This window comes from Flagellimonas cixiensis (assembly GCF_042134615.1).
GTDB lineage: Bacteria > Bacteroidota > Bacteroidia > Flavobacteriales > Flavobacteriaceae > Flagellimonas > Flagellimonas cixiensis.
The window spans coordinates 1051786-1077739 of the sequence record NZ_CP169639.1; the positions used below are offsets into that span (position 1 = coordinate 1051786).

At 40.1% G+C, this 25954-nt stretch carries 15 protein-coding genes; 10 read left to right on the forward strand and 5 right to left on the reverse strand.

What is annotated here, in order from left to right; all coding sequences use genetic code 11:
• The first annotated feature begins 159 nt into the window (after positions 1–159).
• The 5 genes from ABT310_RS04660 to ABT310_RS04680 are packed head-to-tail and all read left to right on the forward strand — an operon-like array spanning position 160 to position 9850.
• On the forward strand, positions 160–3507 hold the full coding sequence (locus tag ABT310_RS04660) for a VCBS repeat-containing protein (RefSeq protein ID WP_375325583.1): 3348 nt from the start codon (positions 160–162) through the stop codon (positions 3505–3507).
• Positions 3500–6739, forward strand: a complete 3240-nt coding sequence (locus tag ABT310_RS04665) for a VCBS repeat-containing protein (RefSeq protein ID WP_375325584.1) — start codon at positions 3500–3502, stop codon at positions 6737–6739. Before ABT310_RS04660 ends, ABT310_RS04665 begins: the two co-directional genes overlap by 8 nt.
• A 10-nt stretch (positions 6740–6749) precedes the next feature.
• Positions 6750–8081, forward strand: a complete 1332-nt coding sequence (locus ABT310_RS04670; RefSeq protein WP_375325585.1) for a vanadium-dependent haloperoxidase — start codon at positions 6750–6752, stop codon at positions 8079–8081.
• Between the two features lie 22 nt (positions 8082–8103).
• Positions 8104–9006 carry an AraC family transcriptional regulator gene (locus ABT310_RS04675; RefSeq protein ID WP_375325586.1) on the forward strand — a complete coding sequence of 301 codons (903 nt, stop codon included), beginning with the start codon at positions 8104–8106 and terminating at the stop codon, positions 9004–9006.
• Between the two features lie 25 nt (positions 9007–9031).
• Positions 9032–9850, forward strand: a complete 819-nt coding sequence (locus ABT310_RS04680; RefSeq protein ID WP_375325587.1) for a hypothetical protein — start codon at positions 9032–9034, stop codon at positions 9848–9850.
• Here ABT310_RS04680 and ABT310_RS04685 read toward each other — a convergent pair.
• Entirely contained in the window at positions 9847–13560 is a 3714-nt protein-coding gene (locus ABT310_RS04685) for a metallophosphoesterase (protein WP_375325588.1), read from the reverse strand. The two genes, ABT310_RS04680 and ABT310_RS04685, sit on opposite strands and share 4 nt — an antisense overlap.
• Before the next feature lie 53 nt (positions 13561–13613).
• Between ABT310_RS04685 and ABT310_RS04690 the strand changes: the two genes are divergently transcribed.
• Positions 13614–14813 carry a Pycsar system effector family protein gene (locus ABT310_RS04690; protein WP_375325589.1) on the forward strand — a complete coding sequence of 400 codons (1200 nt, stop codon included), beginning with the start codon at positions 13614–13616 and terminating at the stop codon, positions 14811–14813.
• A 3-nt stretch (positions 14814–14816) separates the two neighbouring features.
• On the opposite strand, the gene ABT310_RS04695 is transcribed toward ABT310_RS04690, so the two are convergent.
• Positions 14817–17192 (reverse strand): GAF domain-containing protein, encoded by a 2376-nt coding sequence (locus ABT310_RS04695; RefSeq protein WP_375325590.1) that lies wholly within the window; start codon positions 17190–17192, stop codon positions 14817–14819.
• A gap of 118 nt (positions 17193–17310) precedes the next feature.
• Here ABT310_RS04695 and ABT310_RS04700 point away from each other — a divergent pair, with 118 nt between their 5' ends.
• On the forward strand, positions 17311–18207 hold the full coding sequence (locus tag ABT310_RS04700; RefSeq protein ID WP_375325591.1) for a metallophosphoesterase: 897 nt from the start codon (positions 17311–17313) through the stop codon (positions 18205–18207).
• On the opposite strand, the gene ABT310_RS04705 is transcribed toward ABT310_RS04700, so the two are convergent.
• Positions 18204–19466 (reverse strand): aminotransferase class V-fold PLP-dependent enzyme, encoded by a 1263-nt coding sequence (locus tag ABT310_RS04705; RefSeq protein ID WP_375325592.1) that lies wholly within the window; start codon positions 19464–19466, stop codon positions 18204–18206. The genes ABT310_RS04700 and ABT310_RS04705 overlap by 4 nt on opposite strands.
• A 76-nt stretch (positions 19467–19542) precedes the next feature.
• On the opposite strand from ABT310_RS04705, the gene ABT310_RS04710 reads away from it, so the two are divergent.
• From ABT310_RS04710 to ABT310_RS04720, 3 genes are all read left to right on the forward strand, one after another.
• Positions 19543–20718, forward strand: coding sequence for a helix-turn-helix domain-containing protein (locus tag ABT310_RS04710; RefSeq protein ID WP_375325593.1), 1176 nt, complete (start codon positions 19543–19545; stop codon positions 20716–20718).
• An 89-nt stretch (positions 20719–20807) separates the two neighbouring features.
• The gene (locus tag ABT310_RS04715) at positions 20808–21959 is read left to right on the forward strand and encodes an acyltransferase family protein (protein WP_375325594.1); all 1152 of its coding nucleotides are present in this window, start codon (positions 20808–20810) and stop codon (positions 21957–21959) included.
• A gap of 67 nt (positions 21960–22026) precedes the next feature.
• On the forward strand, positions 22027–22680 hold the full coding sequence (locus ABT310_RS04720) for a hypothetical protein (RefSeq protein WP_375325595.1): 654 nt from the start codon (positions 22027–22029) through the stop codon (positions 22678–22680).
• A 9-nt stretch (positions 22681–22689) separates the two neighbouring features.
• Here the strand turns inward: ABT310_RS04720 and ABT310_RS04725 are convergent, their stop codons facing one another.
• Both ABT310_RS04725 and ABT310_RS04730 read right to left on the reverse strand, forming a co-directional pair.
• Positions 22690–24855 carry an acylase gene (locus tag ABT310_RS04725; protein WP_375325596.1) on the reverse strand — a complete coding sequence of 722 codons (2166 nt, stop codon included), beginning with the start codon at positions 24853–24855 and terminating at the stop codon, positions 22690–22692.
• 50 nt (positions 24856–24905) lie between these two features.
• Complete coding sequence (locus ABT310_RS04730; protein WP_375325597.1) at positions 24906–25943, reverse strand: TPM domain-containing protein; 1038 nt, start codon at positions 25941–25943, stop codon at positions 24906–24908.
• Between the last annotated feature and the right edge of the window lie 11 nt (positions 25944–25954).

A 25954-nucleotide genomic window follows, 5' to 3' on the forward strand; every position in this document is an offset into this window, starting at 1 on the left:
CGCTTCGCATTGAACTATATTACAGCATCCTAGAAACAGCAGAAAAGTTTCAAAATTTGTGAATGAATTAGAAAAGCCAATTTAAAACGGGAAAAATGTTTTTCATTCAATAAAATGAAATAAACAAATCCTATTTTTTGGTCAAAAAAAGAACTATCAATGAAACTGAACCATATAACCGTTTGCATACTTTTTTTAGGTATCATATCCTGTAAAAACAAAGTTGCAAATGAAGTTGTTGAAGAAAACAAAACGGAAACGCTCTTCACATTGTTAAAACCAGAGGAAACTGGGGTCACTTTTATCAATAAAGTAGCGAACCAAAAAAACTTCAACATATTCAAATACCGTAATTTCTATAACGGTGGCGGGGTTGCAATTGGAGACATCAACAATGATGGACTACAAGATGTTTATTTCACAGGGAACATGGAGCCCAATAGACTTTACCTGAATAAAGGGAATATGCAATTTGAAGACATCTCCGAATCTGCTGGTGTACTCGGAAACAAACCTTGGTCTACCGGTGTGGTCATGGTCGATATCAACCACGATGGCCTTTTGGATATTTATGTTTCCAACGCTGGAAACTTGGAAGGCAACAACCATGATAATGATTTGTACATCAACAATGGAGACTTAACTTTTAGTGAAAAGGCAGAAGAATACAATCTGGCAAAAACCGGATTTACCACACACGCCACTTTCTTTGATTATGACAAAGACGGAGATTTGGATGCCTACATTCTTAACAACAGTAATATTCCAGTAAGTAGTTTGGGATATGCAGAACAGCGTGACGTTAGGGCTCAAGATTGGGAGGGCGTACCCCATATTTTCAAAGGTGTGGGCGATATGCTCTTGAGAAACGATAATGGAAAATTTGTGGATGTAAGCGAAGAAGCCGGAATTTATGGAAGTTTAATCGGTTTTGGTTTGGGCGTATTGGTTACCGACTTTAATGGTGACCTATATCCAGACATCTATGTCTCCAACGATTTTTATGAAAGGGATTATCTCTATATCAACCAAAAGGATGGCACCTTTAAAGAAGAAATCAAGGATTGGACCTCGCACTTGAGTCTATCCGCAATGGGTGTTGATATTGCCGACATTAACAACGACGGGCACAACGATATCTTTATTACCGATATGCTTCCAGAAAAGGAACAAAGGGTAAAATCTGTGATGGAATTTGAAGGTTACAATATCTTCAACCTAAAACAGGACAAAGATTTTGGCCAACAATACATTCAAAATACACTACAGCTCAATAATGGGAATGGCACCTTTTCAGAGGTGGCATACTACAGTGGAATTGATGCAACGGATTGGAGTTGGGCTGGACTCATGTTCGATATGGATAATGATGGGCTAAAGGATATTTTTATCACCAACGGCATTAACCACGACCTAACCGATTTGGATTTTGTGGACTTTTTTGCCAACGAAATCGTCCAAAAAATGGCATTGACAGGTAAAAAGGAGTCTATCGATTCCATCATTAGTAAAATGCCAGTAAAGCCTCAACCTAACTATGCCTATAAAAACAATGGGGATATCACCTTTACAAATGCCAATAAGGATTGGGGATTTGAACTTCCGTCCCGCTCCAATGGAGCCGCTTATGCCGATTTGGACAACGACGGGGATTTGGATTTGGTCATCAATAATGTGAACACACCCGCATTTATCTACCGAAACAATACGGAATCACAGTTGAACAACAATTACATCCAATTAAAATTCAAAGGACCTGAAAACAACCCCTTTGCAGTGGGCACTCTGGCAAAATTATATTTTGATGGCAACATTGTGAACCAAGAATTAATTCCTTCCCGTGGATTTCAATCTTCGGTGCAGTATGATATGACTTTTGGATTGGGCAAAACCGAACAATTAGATTCCATTCGCATTGTTTGGCCCGATGAACGTACCCAAAAATTGGAAAATGTCCCCGCGAACCAAGTGTTGACGCTAGAGCATTCCAATGCTACCGAAGCGTATAAATTACCCAAAAAGCTGAACAAAAAACCTTTCTTAACGGAATTGGACAATAATTTGACTGCCAAGCACCAAGAGGACAATTACAACGATTTTGATTACGAAGGACTCATTTCCCATAAATTATCACAAGAAGGACCTTCTTTGGCGGTAGCAGATGTAAATGGGGATGGGCATGAAGACTTCTATATTGGAGGTGCAAAGGGCCAGTCCGGCACTATTTATCTTCACCGGGGAAATGGAAAAGTAACACAAAAATCATCTGCCGTTTTTGAAGAGGGGAAAGAGCATGAAGATGTTGCTGCCGCATTTTTTGATGCCGATGGCGATGGAGACGTGGATTTGATTGTTGGCTCTGGTGGAAACAATGTAGATGAATTGCGAAATTATTCAGCGCGATTGTATTTGAATGATGGTAGTGGAAATTTTTCAAAATCTGAAAAAGAACTTCCTTCCACCTTTAAAAATATTTCCACCATTGCTCCCTACGATTTTGACAATGACGGTGACATTGACATTTTCATTGGTTCTCGCAGCGTAGTGGGTGTGTACGGCATATCACCAGACCACCTTCTATTGGAAAATATGGGTGATGGTACTTTTACCAACGTAACGGAACGCTCTGGTTACGACCTAAAGGATGCAGGTATGGTCACCGATTCCAAATGGGAAGATATGGATGGTGATGGAAAAAAAGATCTTATCATTACTGCCGATTGGGACACCCCAAAAATTTATAAAAACACGGGAAGAAGATTGGCCAAAATGTCAACTTCATTGGATAGCTTATATGGATGGTGGAACACCGTGGAAACCGCCGACCTCGATGGGGATGGTGACCTCGATTTAATTCTCGGAAATCAAGGATTGAACCTGCACTACAAACCAACGGATTACGCCCCGATGAAAATGTACATCAACGACTACGATAACAATGGCACATTGGAGCAAATTGTGACCATGCAAGAAAATGGTGGTGACTATCCCATCCATCAAAAAAGGGAACTTACAGACCAATTGCCCTCCTTAAAAAAACAAAACCTAAAAGCCTCAGATTACGCGCAACGAACCATCCAACAATTATTTCCAGAAGAAGTGATGGAAAAATCGATTGTTAAAAAAGCGGAGACTTCAGCTTCCGTAATTGCCATTAATGAAAGAGGCGGAAAATTCACGATTAAAAATCTACCGCCAAGGGTGCAACTTTCCTGTGTTTGCGACATTACCTGTGCCGATGTAAACAAAGATGGCAACCTTGATTTGATCATGGCAGGAAACAACTACGAATTTAAACCACAGTTTTCCCGTTTGGATGCAAGTCAAGGGAATCTATTGCTAGGCGATGGAAATATGAACTTCACCTGGCAAGATTACGAAACCAGTGGATTTAAAGTGAGGGATGAAGTAAAATATCTGAAACAATTCAAGGATAAAAACGGTAAAATCTACGTAATTGCAGCCGTGAACAACAACAAACCTAAGATTTTTGCCCTCAATGAATAGGTTTTGCATCATACTTTTATTGACAGCCCTTGTTGTTTCATGCAAAAAGGGTGGGAATCTTTTTGAAAACCCATCACCTGAAGAAACTGGGGTCACTTTTACCAATACCCTTACCTCTTCCAAGGATTTAAGTATTCTGGACTACCTCTATTATTACAATGGAGGTGGAGTTTCCATTGGCGACATAAATAATGATGGTTTGCCGGATATTTTTCTGAGTGGCAATCAGGTGAAGAACAAACTGTACCTGAACCAAGGCAACCTAAAGTTTGAAGACATCTCCAGGGCTGCAGGAATTGAAGGCAACAGCACTTGGAACACAGGAGTGACCATGGCCGATGTGAACGGCGACGGACTTTTGGATATTTATGTTTGCGCCGTAGTGGGCATCAATGGGTTTAACGGGTTTAATGAACTTTATATTAACAACGGTGACAATACCTTTACCGAAAGTGCGGCCAAATATGGTTTAGATTTCGATTCTTATAGTTCCAATGCCGCTTTTTTCGATTACGATTTGGATGGTGACTTGGATATGTACCTTTTGAACCATGCCGTACACACCCAAAATTCCTTTGGAAAGTTTGATCTACGTTACGAGCGACGATATGAAACCGGGGACAAACTGCTAAGAAACGACAATGGCAAGTTCGTTGATGTAAGTGAAGAAGCTGGTATTTATGGTGGCATCAATGGTTATGGATTAGGATTGGCCGTTGCAGATTTTAATCAGGATGGCTATCCCGACATCTATGTGGGCAACGATTTTCATGAAGACGATTATTACTATCTAAATAATGGAGACGGTACCTTTACAGAAAGTTTGAAACAATATTTTGGCCATACATCCCGCTTTTCCATGGGCAATGATGTGGCCGATATCAATAATGATGGGCGTCCCGATTTAATCTCTCTCGACATGCTGCCCGAGGAGGAAGTTCCATTAAAATCATCAGAAGGAGATGATAACGTCCAGACCCAAAAAATGCGTATTGACCGCTTTGGGTACCACTATCAGTTTACAAGAAACATGCTTTTTATAAACCAACCCGACGGTAATTTTATGGAAACCGCTTTAATGAGTGGAATTGCCGCCACAGATTGGAGTTGGAGTGCACTTTTTGCCGATTTTGACCAAGACGGCCAACAAGATGTGTTTATTTCCAATGGTATCCCCAAAAGACCGAACGATTTGGATTTCATCAAATTTGTATCCAATGATCAGATTCAACAAAAAATAGACAATACCAAATTGGTAGATCAGCAAGCCTTGAATTTAATGCCTTCCGGAAACGTACACAATTATGTTTTCAAAGGAGCCCGGGACCTTCAGTTTCAAAATATGTCCGAAGATTGGATTACACAAGACACTTTGGTATCTGGTGCTACGGCTATTGGCGACCTTGATGGTGATGGAGATTTGGATGTGGTGACCAACAACATCAACCAACCCGTTTCTTTGTACATTAACAAAACAAACGACAAAGCATCTTTTCTTAAGCTGAAATTCAACTACACCAACGAAAACAAATTTGGCATTGGAACCAAAGCATTTGCTTATGTGGATGGCGGCCTTCAGTTCAAGGAACTTTTCCCAACACGAGGTTTTCAAGCATCATCCGAGCCAATGATTCATTTTGGATTTCAAAATGCCTCTGAAATAGATAGTATTAGAATTATTTGGCCTGACAGAACATACCAGACGCTAAAAAATGTAGCTGCAAATCAGACGCTCACCATTGAGCCTAACAACATAAAACCTTTTGATTACATATTGCAAAACAAGGTTAAAGATCCCTTATTTGCTTTGGTTGACACTAATCTTGGCCTAGACTTTAACCATGTTGAGGACAACTACATAGACTTTATCCGAGAAAAACTGATTCCCTATCAAATTTCCGATAGAGGCCCCGCTTTGGCCATTGGCGATTTGAATGGGGATGGAAAAGAAGACCTCTTTTTTGGAGGCTCCAAATACGGGCCTTCTCAAGTTTTTGTTCAACAGGATTCTGTTTTTGTGACCAATACATTCAATACCATACAAATTGATTCTATTAAGGAACAAATTTCTGCCAGCATAGCTGACTTCAACAATGATGGGAAAAATGATTTGATGATTTCAGCTGGGGGCGGGGACTTTTTTGGTCCATCCGAGCCGCTTTTAGACACTTATTATGTGCAACAGGACAGCACATTTCAACGTGGAGAACTTCCAGAGTATTTTCAAAATTCTTCCGTAATCAGACCATTCGATTTTGATAATGATGGTGATTTGGATGTGTTTATTGGTGGGCATACCATTACCGCTAATTTTGGTGCAGCCGCAACCTCCTACCTTTTGGAAAACAATAACGGTACTTTTAGCCCGAAAAAAGGTTTTGAATCTATAAGCAAGGGTATGGTAACCGATGCTATTTGGAGCGATTTTGATGGGAATGGTGTCACCGACCTTATTTTGGTAGGGGAATGGATGGCCCCCAAGTTTTTAAAGTATCAAAATGACTCTTTTACAGAAGTGAAACAAACGAATATTTCTGGCCTTTGGCAAGCCATAGAAGCTTTTGATATGGATGGTGACGGAGATACGGACTACCTTTTGGGCAATTGGGGCACCAATTCCAAATTCAAGGCTTCCGAAGCCTATCCCATGAAATTATATTTTAATGATTTTGATGATAACGGACAAACCGAAACCGTTACCGCCATGGAAAAAAACGGGAAATACTACCCGCTGGAAAATTTGGACGGACTTGCATCACAAATGGTTTATTTGAAGAAAAAATATACCACATACAAATCTTTTGCAGGAGCCACCGTAGAAGAAATCTTTGGCGATGATGCCTTAAAATCATCAACTGTTTTGGAAGTTAACACACTTAAATCAGGTTATTTAAGAAATGATAACGGACAATTTATCTTTGTCCCCTTCAAAAACGAGCTACAGGTTTCTCCCATTATGACCTTTTTAATAGAGGATTTTAATGAAGATGGAACGCCCGAAGCACTGATGGCAGGGAACTACTTCGGTGTAAAACCCTACCATGGAAGAATGGACTCATTCCCGGGAGCACTGCTAAGCAATGAAGGAAATATTGTTCTGGGCAACCAATTGGGATTAGATTTCACCAAAAAATCTATAAGACACTTAAAAACTATTATATTAAACAACAAAAAATACTTGTTGGCCGTATTCAATAATGATCGGGCACAAGTATATAGCATCAATGATTAATCGCAAGGGCATGAAAAAAAGAATAAGTTTAATTGCAGCAGTTGTATTGGTTTTGGCATCATGTCAAAAAAAACAAGAACCCATTGAAATTTCACCAGAAGTATACCATGCATCGGTGGACAAGGTTATCGAAATCATGATTCATGATATTTTCTCCCCTCCTGTGGCCAGTAGAATATTTGCCTACCCGAATATTGCCGCTTTTGAAATCATGACCAAGAAGGATGGCAATTATAAATCTTTGGCCGGTCAGGTTACCGAATTGGGCCATATTCCAGAACCAAAAAGTACAGAAAACCTCAACTACGATATGGCTGCAATGATTGCACATATGGATCTGAGCAAACGATTGATTTTCTCAGAAGAAAAATTAGAGGTTTTTAGAGATAGTCTTTACACTATTTGGATGGAAAAGAATGAGCCTGTTTTTACGGCATCTAAAGCTTATGGACTGGAAGTTGCGGATTTTGTTGCCGAATGGATGAATAAGGATAACTACAAAGAAACCCGTACCATGCCCAAATTTTCTGTCGATTCTGAAGATCCTTCGCGTTGGCAGCCAACACCACCGGCATACATGAACGGCATTGAGCCACATTGGGAAAAAATACGTCCGTTTGCCATTGATTCGGCACAGCAATTCAAGCCTATTCCTCCTCCAGAATTTTCTATGGAAAAAGACTCTAAATTTTACCAAGAGTTGATGGAAGTATACGAAGTGCGTAAAAGTATGATCGGAAAAGGTGATAAATCGGAGGAAATTGCCATTGCACAATTTTGGGATTGTAACCCTTATGTATCTGTTACCCGTGGCCACTTAATGTTTGCCACCAAAAAAATCACTCCAGGAGCACACTGGATCGGTATCACAAAAATTGCCGCCAGAAAAACAGATGCCGATTTTGCCAAGACAGTTTATGCCTATACCAAAACTTCCATTGCCATTGCTGATGCTTTTATCAGCTGTTGGGATGAAAAATACAGAAGTAACCTGATTCGCCCAGAAACTGTTATTAACGAATATATCGATGATAGCTGGGAGCCTGTGCTTCAAACACCTCCTTTTCCGGAATATACCAGCGGACACAGTGTAGTTTCTGGAGCAGCCTCAACAGCCTTAACCAGCGTTTTTGGCGATAATTTTGCTTTTGATGACGATACCGAAGTAGCCTATGGCCTTCCCGTTCGTTCCTTTACTTCATTTAACCAAGCTGCCGATGAAGCAGCCATGAGCAGAATGTACGGAGGAATCCATTATCGCGCTGCCATCGAAGTGGGAATTAAGCAAGGAAGGGACCTCGGTAAATTCATAATCGATAAATTGGACATGACCAAAGGCTAATTAGTAATTTTGCCGCTTAGTTATGAAGAAGATTTTTTCAGTTCTTCTCGCCCTCGTGGCGGGAGCCATTATATGGTATCTATTATTAAAACCTTCAGACTATATTATCCGATTTAAGGCAGCTACTTTTCCTGGTGAAATCAATCAGAGCCTTAAACACTGGGCGCGTAATCTGAATAATTCAGAAAAAATCGAGCAGGATGGTGATTTGTTGCACCTCACCCAAACAATGAAGTTTGGCGACTCAACCCATATTTACCATTGGGAAATAGAGCCGCTCACAGATTCAACATCGAGGGTTAGGGTTGCTATTCACGATGAAGACCATAGCCTTAAAAATAAATTGACCATACCTTTTACCGATACCGATTTTGAAAAGCGCAGCAGGCAAATTGTATTGGGTTTTATGGAAGATCTTGACGAACACAAGGACAAATTCAAGGTTACCATTATAGGTGAAGAAGAAATGCCCACAAAATACATTGCCTACATTCCCGTAAAAACAACCCAATTGGAAAAGGCTGATGAAATGATGCGGAATTTTAGTTACCTTATGGGAACGCTTTTGGACAATGGTGTTGAGTTTGATGGATTTCCAGTGATTGAAATCACCGATTGGAACCAAGAGAACGATAGTATTCAATTTAATTTTGGGCGCCCCATCATTCGCTCGGAAAAATTGCCCCTTGGAACGGATATCGAATACAAACGAGTTTTTAGAAAAAGGGCGTTAAAAGCAGAATACAATGGCAACTATATCACTTCCGATAGGGCTTGGTATGCCCTTTTAGACTATGCAAAAAAACACAATATCGAAGTTAAAAACACCCCTTTCGAGGTGTTTCACGACAACCCAAAAAATGAAGGCAATCAGCTGAAGTGGACCGCCGAAATCTATTTACCCATTAAAGAGTCCGATGAATAAATGCATTCCCATATTTCTGCTGATTATGGTTCAGGCATGTGCCCAAAACCATGGACTCTTGGAACCGCTCGGTAAATTCCCGAAGCAACTAAAAGAAGTTTCAGGAATAGAAACTGCTGGTAATGGCTCTTTATGGGTGATTGAGGATAGTGGAAACAAAGATGAGATTTACAAGGTCAATAAATCTGGTGAAATCTTGGAGTCGCTAAAAATAGACCATGCCAAAAACCAAGATTGGGAAGACATGACCCAAGACGTAGAAGGCAATCTTTACATTGGTGATTTTGGAAATAATGCCAACGAGCGAGAGGACTTGGTCATTTATAAAATTCCCAAATCGGAATTGGACAAAAAGGAGCCCAATGCCGAAAAAATAAAGTTTAAATATCCCCAGCAAAAAGATTTCCCGCCAAAAAAGGACAGTTTGTATTATGATACGGAAGGAATATTCCATTGGGATGGTCATTTGTACATCTTCACCAAAAATAGAACCAGGCCGTATTCTGGAAAAACATTGATCTATCGGGTTCCCGATCAAGAGGGGGAATACAAAGCCGAATTATTGGACTCGTTGTTTTTATGTGCCGATCAGAATCGTTGTTCCGTCACCAGTGCAGATTTATCGCCAGACGGAAAAACTATTGCGCTTCTCACCTATGGTCAGTTGATTGTACTTCGGGAATTTAAACTTCCTGATTTTTCTAAGGCCAAAATTGAAATCATAGATTTACATTGCTCCACACAAATTGAATCTGTAGTTTTCATCAATAACAAGACTATAATGATTGCGGACGAGCAAAATAAATTTGGAGGTCGAAACATCTATCAATTCACCTTGAACTAAAATCCAAATCCAAGTCCGAAAGCCACCCGAAGTCCGTCTGCGCTATTAAAGAGTCCAACGTTGGCGGTTATAATATCAGTACCGTTCAAAAAGAAGCCACCTCCATACGAGTTGTGCCATTTGTCCGAAGAATCTCCAGGGAACCATACCCTACCATAATCAAAACCTGCATAAATACCCGGAGTAACAGGCATTAATCCAGTTTTTTGACCTAAAAAGCTATAGCGCAAATCGGTATTTTGATAATAGGCCGTTTTTCCCGTAAAACGCTGAAAACGGAAACCTCTCAAACCATTGTTGCCACCGATGCTTGCAGCTTGATAAAACTCATAGCCATTGCCTAAAGTAAATTCTCCCTTGAATTTGGTGGCAAAAACCAACCTGCCATCCGGAGTGATCTTATGGTCAATGGAAAAACTGGGGGCAATATATCCAAATGTTCTGGAGGAATCTTCTATATTGATTCGGTATCCTCCCTGCAAGCTAAAGTCCATACCCATAGTCGGAAAAGCGCTGTTATCCGTATTTGAAAAATTATATTCTCCATCGACTCCATAAAAACTCTTGCGGCTTTCAGTCCCATTTTCCACATAAAACTCATTGATGAAACGGTTGTCGGTTTCTTCAATTTCAATGTTTTCGTAAACCAAACCAAGACGCACTTTAGATCCCAAATACCCTCTCCAAATCAGTGATGGAGCAAATCTCAATGTTCGAATCCGTACCCGATTATAGTCCAAACCTAATGGCTCATCATCATCGTTGTTTTCGGTTTCATTCCCAAAGCCAAAAAAGTTTCGGGTAAAATTAGGACTGGTAAACCTTGCATCGATTTCTAGGTTGACATTATTGAACAAATGGGCAAACTCTCCTTTATAACCCAAATCATATCCCTTGGTAGCAAAATAATAGGCCACATTAAATCTATGCTGTTGGGTAAATGGATTTTTTCGGAAACCATTTATGGTGTACGTGTCCACAAGTCCAATTCGAACGCCATCATCTGGGTTAAATCCTATGGTCGGAAAAATTTGGTTGTTGCTCGCATTAACTTTTAGGAATTCATAAGTGTTGACCTGATAATCATCTACCCGTTTAATTTTACCACCATAGGCCTCATCAAACGTGTTGTTCTTGGATTTGAAGTCGTAAACAAACACCTTTTTAGAGTCTTCGGAAACTTTATAGATGTCGTTGTTCTGCCCTCCTGCAATACGCACTTTTATTTTGGATGTTGCGGTATTCACCTCAAACTCGTCATCATCGTCCAAACCATAAATCCAGATTTCTTTGGTGAAATTTGGGTTATAGGTTTTATGAAAAAACAAATCTGTAAACTCCCCTCCTTTTATGCGGTACGCCCTCACTTCCACTTCGCCATTGGACAAAGAAACAATATTGAAATAATCGTCCTTATCGGTCCCCGTGATAACGCTGTACTTGTTCAGCACCTCAAAATAGTCTCGGGCAGTGGTCACTAAATTGGCTTTACGGGCCAATAAGGTCCTTTTAATTTCATCAACCGTTTCGTCCCTAACCTCTACTGGAAATGCCAAAAAGGCCTCATCAATATCTTGTTCGGTAAGATGGTCTTGAAGATATTTGGCTTGCTCCTCCCATAATTCCAAATCTGTTTCCGATAACAATGCCATATCCAAGGCAAAAGTTCTTGGTGAGGAAGTAAACCCTTTTACACTTCGGATTTCATCATGAAACCCTTCAAAAATTCGGAGTGCCGGTACTGCTCTAGAACCAAATCCCATTACAAGTCCATCGCCCCAACGAGAAAATACCTGATCACGGTCTCTTGGAATGGGCTTATACAATTTAATGCCATCTGCTGTTTTAAATTCTGCCCAACGCCACTGGTCCACATGTCGGTCCCAATCGCCAAGCAGAATATCAAAAAGGCGGGCTTTCACGTATTCCTTTTGGTCCAATTGATACTCCTCATCTTCTCTGAGCTTATTTATAAAATCGTAGGTGCTTTCAATTTTCTTCGTACGTCCAAAACTTTCCAAATTGTCATGCCCATTCGACACATGTTCTTCGATCATATAAAGTCCATCCCCAAATTCAGCATTAAAATCACCCAAAACAGCTTGCTTGGGCACATAATATAGTATTGGATTGGTATGGTAAATCCCTACGGCGTCGGAAAGTTTGGCCACGGTAAATGGTGCATAAGGATGTGCTCCAGTATAAAGATCCAACAACATCTTTTCCGTATAGGTATTCTCAAATTGTCCAATCACAAACTGCTCTTGAAAGGCCATGGCCTGAAGATATCTCTCGGCACTTTTTCGGAGGTCACGCATTACATATTGCCTCCCCTGCTTATCTTCCAATCGAAGCGAATTGGATTGGTTTCCCCCTCCTTTTCGCACCACTTTAAGTCCTTCATACAAAGTATCCAGGCGCACGGTTGGCGCTTTCACCTTGGTAGCGTAATATTTTCGGTAACGTTCGCCCCACATCCATTTGTGAAATCCACTTTTATCAACCTCATCCGGGGTATATACCGATGCCGTTTTGTAAGCTGGAAACTCTTCTGAAAAAGGGCCAACATTTTCTGGTCGGTCTGGAGGGAGCACCTCAGTTTGAAACAACATATCCTCCCCATTTTCATCGGCTCCATAAAAAACTAATTCAGACGAACCATCTTTATATATCTTTAAAACCGCATATCCATTTTTCCCAGTTGAAAACTGACTTCCATTAAGCAATCGGGTCGCTCCTGTTTTTGCTCCAGAACCACTTACAATCTGTGGTTTACCTGATTCTTCAATATATTGAAGACTGTGCTCATGCCCTGAAGCGAAAATTACCTTTTCCGAATACTGGCTTAAAGTGAGTATGCGCTTTTTTAAAGAGTTGTACATTTTATTCGACAAATCTTCTGTAGATGCACCCGTTGTTTTTCGAAGCACATTGGCCACCGAGCCCAAAATGGGAAGGGGGATTTTTCCGCCTGTGGGATAAAGTCCATCCTTAAAAGAAAATTGTCCTCCGTGATTGCCATAGGAAAACACGGGGTGGTGCATGGCAATAATCAAGGTTTTGTCCAAATTCTTTTTGATCAAGCTCTCCAGTTCTTCAAAGAAGCGCTCTTTGTCCTTGATCTCACATTTATCGTTCATGGTTGGGTGTTTGTCCCAATCCGTTAGATACCATTCTGTATCTATGGCAATGACCATCACCTTGTCCGATATCTCTATTTTCTCGATGGGACATCCATTCTCGGGTTGGAACACCTCCTTATCATCCAATGCTTTTTTAATATAATCTTCTTCTCGTTCCAATCCCTCTAGACCATCACTGTACCAATCATGATTGCCCGGAATAAACAACGCATTCCCCTTAAAGTTTTTCAAGGTTGCCAACTGTGCATCCAAATAATGTTTGGCACGTTTATACCCCTCTGGATCATCTTTTTTATCTGGCAAACCAGCAGGATAAATATTATCGCCCAAAAAAATGGCGGTACTGTTTTTATCAGCTTTATCCAATACGGACCTAAACTGTTTTAAGGTGGGATTTAAGTCATTATCTGGCGATAATCCTGCATCGCCGATTAAAAAGAAGGTATGCTCCAACGACTTACCGTTAAAATCTTGCCATTGGGAATAGGATTCATTGAACTTGGTCTCATAGGTGGCACAGCCGTATCCCAAAACAAGAAGTATGGACAAAAGTAGATGTTTCTTCATATCCCATGAGGTTGATTCCAAAATTTTGTAATTTGGATATTCAATATATAGCTATGTCGGAAATTGTTGAAAAAACTGAACGTTTCGTTTCAAAAATTTTAACTGAAAAACTTGACCCCAAGTTTTTATACCATAACCTTAAACATACCCAAAGAGTAGTTAAAAGTACTAAAGAATTACTCAATTTCTATGATCTTTCCGAAGAGGAAAACGAGCAGCTTCTCTTGGCGGCTTGGTTTCATGATGTTGGACATATTGACGGAATGGAAGATCATGAAGAAAAAAGCTGTAAAACGGCCAAAAAATTCCTTAAGGAAAATGGATATTCCGAAGAAGGTATTGCGCAGGTTTGCAATTTGATCATGGCCACAAAAATCGATTATGAACCTTCCAATCTACTGGAAGGTATTATACGCGATGCCGACATATCGCACTTTGCCAAAAAAAGCTATTGGGAAACCACCGACTATTTAAAAGATGAACTTCGTGAGTTGGGCGTAGCCGATTATTCTTCAAAAGAGTGGCGCGATAAAAACATTAAAATGTTCCGTCAGAAACATAAATTCTACACGGATTACGCCAAGGAAAAATGGGGGCCTGGAAAAGAAGACAACCTTAAAAAACTGTTGAAAGAAAAAAAGGAGGAGAAGAAAATTGCCAAAAAAGAGGCCTTAAAAGCCAAGTATAAAAGTGAAAGTCCGGACAGGAGTATTCAGACACTTTATCGGGTTACGTTGAAAAACCACCTAAAACTTAGTGACATTGCCGATACCAAGGCAAATATCTTGCTCTCGGTAAATGCGATTGTGATTTCCGTTGTATTGGCCAACTTATTGACTAAACTCGACAATCCCTCCAATACCTATTTAATTTACCCTACCTTCATTCTAATTCTCTCTAGTGTTACCTCCATGATTTTATCGGTGTTGGCCACTAGACCCAACATAACCGGTGGAAAATTCTCCAAAGAAGACGTAGCAAACAAAAATGTGAACCTTCTGTTCTTTGGAAACTTCCATCAAATGAGTTTGGAGGAATACGAATGGGCCTTGGGCGAATTGGTGAAGGACAAGGAGTACATCTACAATTCACTCACAAAGGATTTGTATTATTTGGGATTGGTATTGAACAAAAAGTACAAACTGCTTCGATTAACCTATACCATTTTTATGGTCGGCATGATCATCTCAGTGCTTGCTTATGGAATTGCATTTAGGTATTTTGGCCCAGATAATTTATCCTATTTTCTGTAATCCTTAGGATTTTAATTCTTCCATAAGATCTTCGTAAGTGTAGGTTCGCTCCGATTTTTTATCCTTTTGATATAAAATCTCGGCCCTAATGGCTTTTAGACCTGTAACTCCTTGAAGTCCTTCCAACTCCACAATTTCAATATTGTTGGTGAAATAACCTTTCGATTTTAGGAAACTGATGTATCGCATGTACTCCCGCTCATCTTTCTTTTGGGAATACACAATCGCCAATTTCCCTTTTTGGGTAAGACGTTCGTTGGTTCCCTTTATGTAAGATTTATCGATACGTTTTTTGATGACCTCGTAACGTGCATTGTAGGTGCCATCCACATCAAAACGTTTTTCGTCCATTCTAAATCGGATGGCCAATGACGTACTGTAGACCAAAATAAGTGATGCCACATCCAGTTTAACTGGTAAATGTGGTTTTAGGGAATAGTATTTATTCTCCATTTCACACATCACCTGTAATTGCCACAACCTTAAATTACTCAAATACAAGGTATTGAACTGTCTATCTTGGGCAATGGAACTCCCAATGTACATGTTGTGTTCGACTCCATCGGTTTTATAGCGCTCAAAATAATGCGGAAACATCTCTTGGGCGGCCTCTTGCTTTTTGTCCAACAAAGCCGCAAGCTTTAGATTGGCATCCATTACACTTTGATCATAATTTTTACGATGATCGTAGTAGCTTTCGGTGGCCTTATCTATTTTTTCCTCGTATTTTTCAATTAAGGCGGCAACCTCAATATCCTCTTTTTTTAGGTGAAGTAAAATCGGTGTGACTTCTTCCTTCACAAAATCGAAAACGGCTTGTTCGGTATGCGTGAACAAGGTTTCTTTAACCTCGCCCAAGTAGTTGTTCACCCTAAACTGCAATTCTTCATATATCGGAAGCGCATGTCTTTCAAAAGCCAATGCAAGAATATCGTTGATTTCAGATAATTGAATCATCAAATCCCTTTGAATGGCAAGGTTTCGCTCTTTGGAAGAATCTTTTATGTCAATTTGCCCATAAAGTGGATACACATCTTTGAAAACCACTTCTTTAAATACGGGCTCCTTTCCGGCCAGTTCATCAGCCATAAAGTGTTTCGCTTCTTCTTGGAATTTCCAATACACCGATGGGTGCACCGAGGTACATTCGTGCTGGATTATGGCATCAATCAGGTTTTCCTCCTCTTCAATGGTACGCATTACCGCCGCAATTATGTACGGCATCACATCATCCAGCTTATTGGCATTGATACTGTTAAGTTCGTTTTTCTTGCCAGAAACCAATTCCAACACTCCTAAAAGATTTCCATTTACGGTGATTGGCGCAAGAATGGCGCTTTTTACACCTTGCTCCATAAGGTTTTTATAGGGCTGGGTTTCACCGTCAGAATCCTTAAAATATTTCTCTACATTGGAAATGGCGAAATACTTGTTCTCCTTAAAAAGTTTGCTGTGGGTATGATTGCAGAATTTTGAATCACAATCCTCAAATTCATGTCCATTAAGGATGTAACTCTCCATATTCTTTCCATAAATCTTGAAAAAATTATTGGCGTTACTATCATAACCAGCAAATCCCACTTTTATATCGTTAAGCCTAAATAGCGAACGAAATGTATCCTCGAAACTCTCCATAAAGGATTGTTCATGAAGTTGGGTCCTGCCAATCAAGGTGGATTTAATCTCGGAAATGGAGTGCTCGGCCGTAACATCAAACATATTCGAAATCACAAAACCCTTAGCGATAAAACTGTTGGGCGGAATCTTTTCTTTCCATAAATCCAAATTATAGAAATTATCCAGCAAATCATCTACATCATCCTGTGTAAGTTCCTTGGCCTTTTCGGTTGGAATAATCTCCATAAAATCGGCATTGTACAGAATTCGGTAACGCCTCATAACCCCATTGGTATCGGGAATGTCGTAAAAGAAGGGGCGTTTAAAATCCAAATTGTACCCATAAAAGAATTTCAAGATAACGGTACAACGCATAATGTACCCAAACTCTTGGGGTATATTGCTTATTGAAAGATCAAAATCTTCACCAGCATCTTTCAGGATTTGTTGAAAACGTTCGGAAGAATTGAACACCAAATTTTCAAAAGGTGTGGATGCTGTTTTGATTTCGTTCAACGTAAGCACGGGAGCAAAAGAATCCTCCAAAATAATTTTGATGACATCCTTATGCTTTTCCAAAATGGATAAGTCCGAAAAACCGTCACGTAGCTCAGGATAGGGTGCTTGCGCATCTAAAACATATTTGGCCCTGTCCGCCAAATGTTTTTTGGGACTTTTAAGCTGCTCGTCGTAATGCTCCAACAATTTATTGAAGCTTACCAACTGCACCAAAGGGCTTTCCATATTGCTATCGTGTATCATGGGCTATTTAGTCGAAAACTAGTGTACAAATTTACAAAATCTAAATACGCGCCTAACCCTTGGAACTTCTTTATGGATATATGGTCATTTTTAAGGATATTTAGCAAAATTTCATCCCATGTCCTCGTCCAAAAGGTTAGACAGAGCTTACGCCAATGCCAAAGTGGTCGACTTCGATGATGATTCGAAGTTTATCCTCTTCAGTGATTGCCATCGAGGGGACAATAGTTTTGCGGACGATTTTGCCAATAACCGTAACATTTATTTTCATGCACTCAACCATTACTATCGGGAAGGTTTCACTTATTTAGAACTTGGCGACGGGGACGAGCTTTGGGAAAACATGAGCTTCGATGCCATTTTTGAGGCCCATAAAAATGTATATCAATTGTTGCGCCGATTTCATCTGGAAAAACGTTTGCAAATGTTGTGGGGCAACCACGATATGGTGTATCGCGACCCTGAATATGTAAAAAAACACCTTTCCCACTATTTTGAACCTATCGAAGGAGTGGACAAGGCCCTTTTTGAAGGCATCACTTATCACGAAGCCCTTATTTTAAAACATACAAAAACTGGTCAAGAGATATTCTGCACCCATGGTCACCAAGCCGATTGGTGGAACTATACCTTTTGGCGCGTAGGTCGGTTTTTGGTTCGGATTTTATGGAAACCCCTTCAAGTGGTAGGGATTGCCGACCCTACCAGTCCAGCTAAGAATTACAAAGAACTTATCCGAATAGAGAAGCGAATCAAACGCTGGATATTAAAAAAGAATTTATTGATCACCATTGCAGGCCACACCCATCGTCCTCGATTTCCGGAACCAGGACAAATCCCATTTTTTAACGATGGAAGTTGTGTACACCCTAGAAGCATTACCGGAATTGAAATAGAAAAGGGCGAAATTTCATTGATTAAATGGCATATTGCCACCAAACCCGACGGCACCCTCCAAATTGTTCGGGTGTTACTGGAAGGTCCAGAAAAATTAGTGGATTATATTAATGCTTAAACCCGTTTTGCCATTGTTTTTATGGCACTCACAAACTGGTCCAATTCATCCGTAGTGGTAAAAATATTTGGGGTGATGCGACATCCATGTACATTTTCAAAATCGATACCTACGGTCCACACCTTAAATTCATCCAAAAGAATTTTGGCCATATCACGGGGCTTTATATTGGTCAAACCCACATTCGCAATCCCACAACTACGATGGGGTTCAATAGGGGTATTGATCACCACATTGTCCACTTCCCGTAATTGATCGCTCCAATACCGTTGCAAAAATCGCATTCGTTCTTCCTTGCGTTCCATACCAATCATCTCCAGATAATCCATAGAATCGTTAATGGTCAAATCGGTGGCCACGGGATGGGTTCCCGTATGGTTCAACCGTTTAATTTTGGTCTTGTCTTTTTCATGATCGGCCAACAAAGGCCAAATTTTTGGTATATTTTTTTCGGCTACATACAACATCCCTGCCCCTAAAGGGGCACACAGCCATTTGTGCAAGCTGGAGCCATAATAATCGCAATCCAATTCGGCCAAATCCACTTTAATATGTCCCACGCAATGGGCGCCATCCACCATGACCTCAACACCATGGGTATGGGCCATGTCACAAATTTTTCGAATGGGGAGAATATGTCCGGTCACATTCACCATATGGCACACCATCAATAATTTGGTCTTTGGTGTTATTTGGGATTCGTACAAGGAAACGATTTCCTCATCGGATTTCGGATGGTTGGGCACTGAAACCTTTTTACAAACAATTTCATAACGCTCTTCCATCTGTTCAAAATGTACTTGCATAGCGCCATAATCTTGAACCGCATAAATGGCCTCATCTCCTTTTTTCCAGGGAAAACCTCCAATTATGGTATCTAAAGATTCGGTTGTGTTACGGGTGATCACCAGCTCCTTTTCCGAACAGTTCAGCAAATTGGCCAAACGAGCCGCAGCATTTTGTTTATTTTCCCATTGTACGGTTCGCATATAATAAGACCCCTCATAATTTACCTCCCTTATGTGCTCCATATACTTGTTCAGGATGGGTGTTGGGGTAATATTGTAATACCCACTTTCCAGATTAATATAATCGGGTTTCAACTTAAAATCCATACGGATCCTATCCCAAAATTCATCACTTTCAGGGCTTGGATAGGGTATTTCTTCAGTAGTTTCTTCGGTATTTAGTGTCAAAGGGATAAAAGGTGTTGCCATTGCGGCGCTTCCCATATATCGCAGGAATTGTCTCTTTTTCATGGTTCAGCTGGTTGATTAAAAAAGAATGGTTAATTTCAATTTTCACTTGTCTACAAGGTACAATTAAAGCTCAATAATGAACGACATACAGACGATAATTGACCAGATTCCTTTGCGATTCGACCTTTCTTCGCATTTGATGCTGTTAGGGGTTGTCCAGGGCTTTTTTCTGGCGTTCGTTATCTTTTTAAGAGCGAAAAACAATTCGGCCATCAACTTATTTGGTTGGGTATTGGTGATTGAATGTTTAGTGTTTTCGGATGTCTACCTCTGTTATACCGGATTGATGAAATACGTTATTCATTTTAATGATTCCACCGAATTTTTGGGGTTGTTGATTGCTCCCAGCATGTACTTTTTTCTGGTTGCACTTCTTGAACGTAAATCGTTTTCATTAAAAAAATACTGGCCACATTTAATCCTTCCAATTTTCTATTTACTTTCCCAATTCAATTATTATTTAAGTCCTGTTGAAGTTAAATTAAATGCCTATTTAGGCGCTTACTATCGCAACCTGGGTTTTTTGGAGGTGCCTGAAGATTTCAATCATTCATATCACTTCATAAAAGATGAGTACCGATGGCTGATATTGATCAGCTTTACCTTTTATGCCATTTTATCCCTAATCTTGATTTTAAGATCGAGAAAAAAAGGTTGGGTGGCATCCAAAAACATTAAAGTGGACAAGTATGTATTTTCTCTAAACACAATAATCATATTTATAATTATACTGTTCACCCTACTACTTATTTATCTCAATTTTGATGATGATGGCGGGGACCATTATATCGGGATTATTCAAACAGTGACGATTTATATAACTGCATTTTTTATGCTGTCGGAATCACGTTTTTTTGAAAAATCATGGATTGCCGACAAGTACGAAACCCTTGCTTCCGATTCCATTCAATTTTCAGCAATTGAAGCTTTCCTTTCCAATTCAAACTATTTTTCGGAACAAGAGGCCAATTTAAAAAGCTTGGCCGAAAAATTAGAAGCCAATGCAAACACCGTTTCCAAACTGATCAATTCAGAAACCGGAACCAATTTTAATGACTATATCAACCAAAAAAGAGTTGAACTGGCAAAAACTAGGTTGATAGATGCCGATTTTAAGCACCTTACTGTCGAAGCTATCGGACAAACGGTCGGATTTAAATCAAAATCGGCCTTTTACAACGCTTTTAAAAAACATGTTGGCCAATCTCCATCGGCCTTCGTCAAGGAAAATATAGGTCAAAAACACGCTTAATTGCTCCAGAATTGCAATTCAGGACGTCTCTTAGAGCAAATATTATCCTTTTATTAATGCCATTTTTCAACTTTGGCAAAAATCAAAAAATGGACACAACTATTAGACGTTACGATTTAGACTGGGTGCGGGTGATTGTATTCGCCTTGCTTATATTTTATCATGTGGGCATGTTCTTTGTCCCTTGGGGATGGCACGTTAAAAACAATATTAATTACGACAACCTTCGTTGGCCGATGCTCTTTTTAAACCAATGGCGACTCCCTATTTTATTTATGATATCTGGAATGGGGACTTATTATGCCTTGGGTAAAAGGTCTACTGGAAAATTCATGTGGGAACGGTTTCTCCGTTTGGGGATTCCCCTAATTTTCGGAATGATGATCATTGTACCACCACAAGTATATTTTGAACGATTGGCTTTGGGAGCATTTTCTGGGTCCTATTGGAAATATTTTACTACGGTTGCATTTGATGGAATCTATCCTGAAGGAAACTTCAGTTGGCACCACCTCTGGTTTTTACCTTATCTATTGGTTTTCTCTTGGGTACTGGCACCCCTTTTCGTGTATTTAAGAAATCACCAAACCCTATTTATCGCCTGGGTTAAAAGATTGATTGAAAAACCATGGGGTGTTTACACTTTCATCATTCCGCTTTACTTGACCGAATCCTTGGTAGAACCCTTTTTTCCCGTGACCCACGCCTTGGTGGATGATTGGTTCAACTTTTTGTTCAGTATTTTACTGTTCTTTTATGGGTTTATCTTGATTGCTACGGGCGATACTTTTTGGAACATGGTAGAACAAATCCGAACTAAAGCATTGGTAGTCGGAGTTAGCTCTTTTTCGGGACTATTGGTTATCTGGCTGTTTTTTGAAGACAATATAATTATCCATTTTACTGAAGCCCTTTTTAAAGTGGCCAACCTTTGGTCTTGGATATTGGTCCTGTTTTCATTCGCCGCCAAATACTTGAACCAACCCAGTTCAGGACTCGCCTATGCCAACCGAGCGGTGTACCCATTCTACATTTTGCATCAAACGATTACGGTGGCCATTGGCTATTATATAATGAATTTGGATTGGGGCTTTTGGCCAAAAGCAACCCTAATGGTAGTCGGCACCTTTGGCATCAGTTGGTTGATTTACGACCTTATTATTCTTAGAGTGAAATGGTTACATCCTTTATTTGGATTAAAGAAAGGCGCAGTGAAAAAACCTTACAGCTTAACGATTTAACGCCAATTTATCAACTTCATGGCAAGGTATTTGTTATCTTTAAATTTAAATTTGCTCTTATTTTGCCATGAAAAAGCTGGTTTTAACTTTATTGGGAATTACTTTAGGCTTCGTATCCGTACAAGCCCAATCCTCTGATATACCCACCACCAGACCGTTAAAAATTGGAGCAAAAAATAATCTTGATGTAAAAGCAAGCAATCAAGGAACTTTACTTCGAATGCCATCCGTTCTGGACGAAAGTTTGATTTCCAAAGACAATAAACCAGGTATTAAAATGCTTCCCGACAAAGAATTGTTGCAAGCTGGTCACGATATGGAAATTGATCCAAAGGTTAAAGAAAAAAGGGAAAAAGGCGCCAACGAACATTTTGGCGACCAGTATTTGGGCGATTTTAAGACCACAGCAAAATTTGTGGGAATCGTTGCTCGCGATCATGAATTTGTAGATGGTGATCGCATCAAAATATACCTTAATGGTGAAGTTGTGGAATACAATTTATTGCTCACCGGTTCTTTTAAAGGGGTCAACATTGATTTGGTTAAAGGATTCAACCGAATTGAATTTGAAGCTTTGAACCAAGGCTCATCGGGTCCCAATACGGCCCAAGTGGTGGTTACCGACGATAAGGGCGAGGTGATTCACAATAACCGTTGGAACCTTTCTACAGGCTCAAAAGCTAGTTTGATTATCATTAAGGAAGAAGACTCTGGATTTTAATCCTCTTTTTTATTTCTCTCCAGGTTTATAGGTTTTTTGAGCTCTTTTTAGCACATCTTCTTTGTAATACGCTGCATCTTTGAACTCCTTATCGGCATAGCGCTGGGCTTGATCATTAAAATGAGGTGAGTCTGGGTCTCCACTTTGCCCACCGGCCAACATGGTCTTGGCCTTTACTTTATCTCCAAACTCTACTACCGCTACAAAACTATTGCCTCGAGTACCGTAAATTTTTTTGGTATCGTTATCGTAACGGGCGCCATAAGCCGCCAATGCGCCCCAAGTTCCACTGGCAAATCCGATGGGAATACTGGGTTTGGCATCATCAAAAGGTTGACGAATATCTCCGTTCAAACGTTGGTATCGGTTCACCTCGCCCCAAGGCATTTCCCAAGTACCAAAATCATTTTCAAGGGTCTCCACTACCTCTTTAAAAATCTGCAGTTTATTCTCATTTGGCCAGTCGCTTCCCCAATATTCAACCCACTGCATGGAGTATAAACCTTCTGGACGTTCTGCTTTTCTGTAGCAAAGCATTCCATAATAGTGGGCCAAAGTCATCGCAACAGATTCTTTTGAGGTGGTAAAATCCCAGTTGCGCAATGCCTCAATCGCTTCTTTTATATCTGAATCAGGGTTTTCGTCAAACGCTTTTACCAATCCAGGAATCAATGCTTTAAAAGCTGGCAAATAAGGATCATGAGCCAATTCAATTAAATTGTCCAAGGTGTATCCACTTCTACCTGTCAATAATTCTATGGCATGAACACCCCTAAAGTTTTCTTGGTCTCGAGACATATATTTTGGGTAATCCTCCCGTTTTGGACTAAACTCCAATGCAGAGGTGTAGGGTGTTGAATTACAATTCTGAATCCATCCATTCTCTGGGTTCAGCACCAAAATGTTTTCATCAACCGTGTGCAACCCTTGCCAATCGGTTTTTGGATCACTTCCATCAACAGGTTGGGTAAAATCAAAAATGGTATCGCGTTTAGGCACAAAATTTCCGTGGAAATAGGCAATATTCCCTTCAGCATCGGCATACACCGTATTGTTGGAGGAATTGGTTCTGATGTCCATCATTTCCCTGAAACCTTTATAACCATCTTGCTTGGTTCGGATGTACGATTGCTCTAAAGCTTTTACAGGTTCCCACATCATAGCCGAAGCCGTCCATTGATCATCCACCATATGGGTGATAGGACCATGGTGGGTTCGATACATTGGAAAAGTTTTCTCTTTAAACCCATCTCCATCTTTATACTTCAAGGTCACCGAAGTCGAATCTACAGGTCTCAGTTCTTCACCGTATTGATAAAACAGTTTTCCATCATTTTTTACAATGGTCTCCTTGAACTCGTCCATAACATCGGTGTACGTGGAAGTGTGCATCCAACCTGTTTTTTCATTGAAACCTTGATACACAAAAAACTGACCCCAGGTAACAGCGCCATATGTATTTAATCCTTCTTCGCTTACCACGTGCACTTCTCCCCTAAAATAAAAAGAGGTGTGCGGGTTAATTAACAGCATCGCATTCCCCGATTCCGTTAAATCCCCTGAAATGGCAATTCCGTTGGAACCTTGTGGTTCCGCCAATTCTCCTTTCTTTTTGATTTGGAGCGCTTCCATTTTTGGAAGTTCCATACCACTTTCATAAAAACTTTGAATTTTTCGGGTTGAAATGCGCTCTATATCACCTCCGATCGAACCTTCACTAAAATACATGGGCATCCACGGCTCAAAACGGGTCAATAATTTAGGTTGAACTTCGGGATGTGTGTGGAGGTAATAATTGATTCCATCTGCAAAGGCATTGCACAATTCTTTTAACCAATCTGGACTTTTTTCGTAATTGGCTTTGGCTTCGGTCTCCGTCATGAACAATTTTGCCCGAAGATCACTATAAATTGCATCTTCCCCCTCTACTTCTGCCAAACGCCCTGTGGCCCAAATGTAGTTTTGCTCCACACGGTTAAAATCATCCTCACATTGGGCATAAAGCAAGCCAAACACAGCATCTGCATCGGTTTTTCCATAAATATGGGGCACTCCAAAATCATCACGAATAATGGTGATATTCTCTGCTTGTGCTTCCCATTTTTCAATTTCGGAAGTTTCCTTTTGCGAACAGGAAATAAAAAATAAAACAAAGGCAAAAAGTACAATTCTCATTGTCGGGGGTAATTTGATTTCACCGTGAAAATACGGTAAATCGACATCAATTACCAACTTCCACTGGCACCGCCTCCACCTGAGCTTCCACCTCCACCAGAAAAACTGCTGCTGGAGCTACTCCCTGAACTGGAACCAAACGAATGTGATCCCGATTTGGAGAAGGTTTTGCTCATATATTTTTTATCAGATTTAAAAAAAGAAATTTTGAAGTTCTCTTTCCCTTTTCGGATAATCTTGATGATGGCAAGCAAAATTGTAACCACAAAAAAGAACACCAATCCATAAAGTATCCAATGAGCATTCATAAATAGTGCATCGTAATCTGACACCAATCCCAAAATCTCCATCAAAAAAAATACTGGCAATAGCATAAATACCAAACTAAATGCAATAGGCATCAAGGTAAAAAGCATCATAAAAACACCTCGCAAAAGTCCCAACTTTCCAATGAATATTCCTCGGAGCATTTCCAAGAGAGCGGCATAACTTTTATAAAAAATGAATCCTCCAGCGGCCACAAACATCATTAAAAAAAATCCAACAAAAAGGATGACCCACCACGGCATATCGCCTTCAGATTCTATTTCTTCCTTAAATTCTTCCAACGCTTCTGGGTCGTTTAAAAAAGAAATGATTTGGTCAGTGGCCATATCAATCCCTTCAAAATAAAGCCCATCCTTAAAATAAGGGATCATGGTATTTCGAATGATTCTTGAGGCAACGGCATCAGTAATGTAGGGTTCGAGACCATATCCGACTTCGATGCGAACTTCCCGATCCGATTCTGCAAAAAGAACCAGGATGCCGTTATCCTTTCCTGCTTGGCCCAATTTATTTTGATTAAAGGTCTTGTTGGCATAGCCTTCAATGGTTTCGTTGCCCAATTCCTCAATGGTCAGCACTACCAATTGATTGGTGGTTTCCGATTCAAACTGGGTTAATTTGGAACGAAGACCGACTAGCTGCTCTTCGGAAAAAATTCTAGCATTATCGGTCACAATATGGGTTAAATCGGGATATTCTTCCTGAGCGTAGACAACGGAAAATATCAGAAATAAAAAACTGGACCAGAGTGCTTTTAGCATATATAAATTAA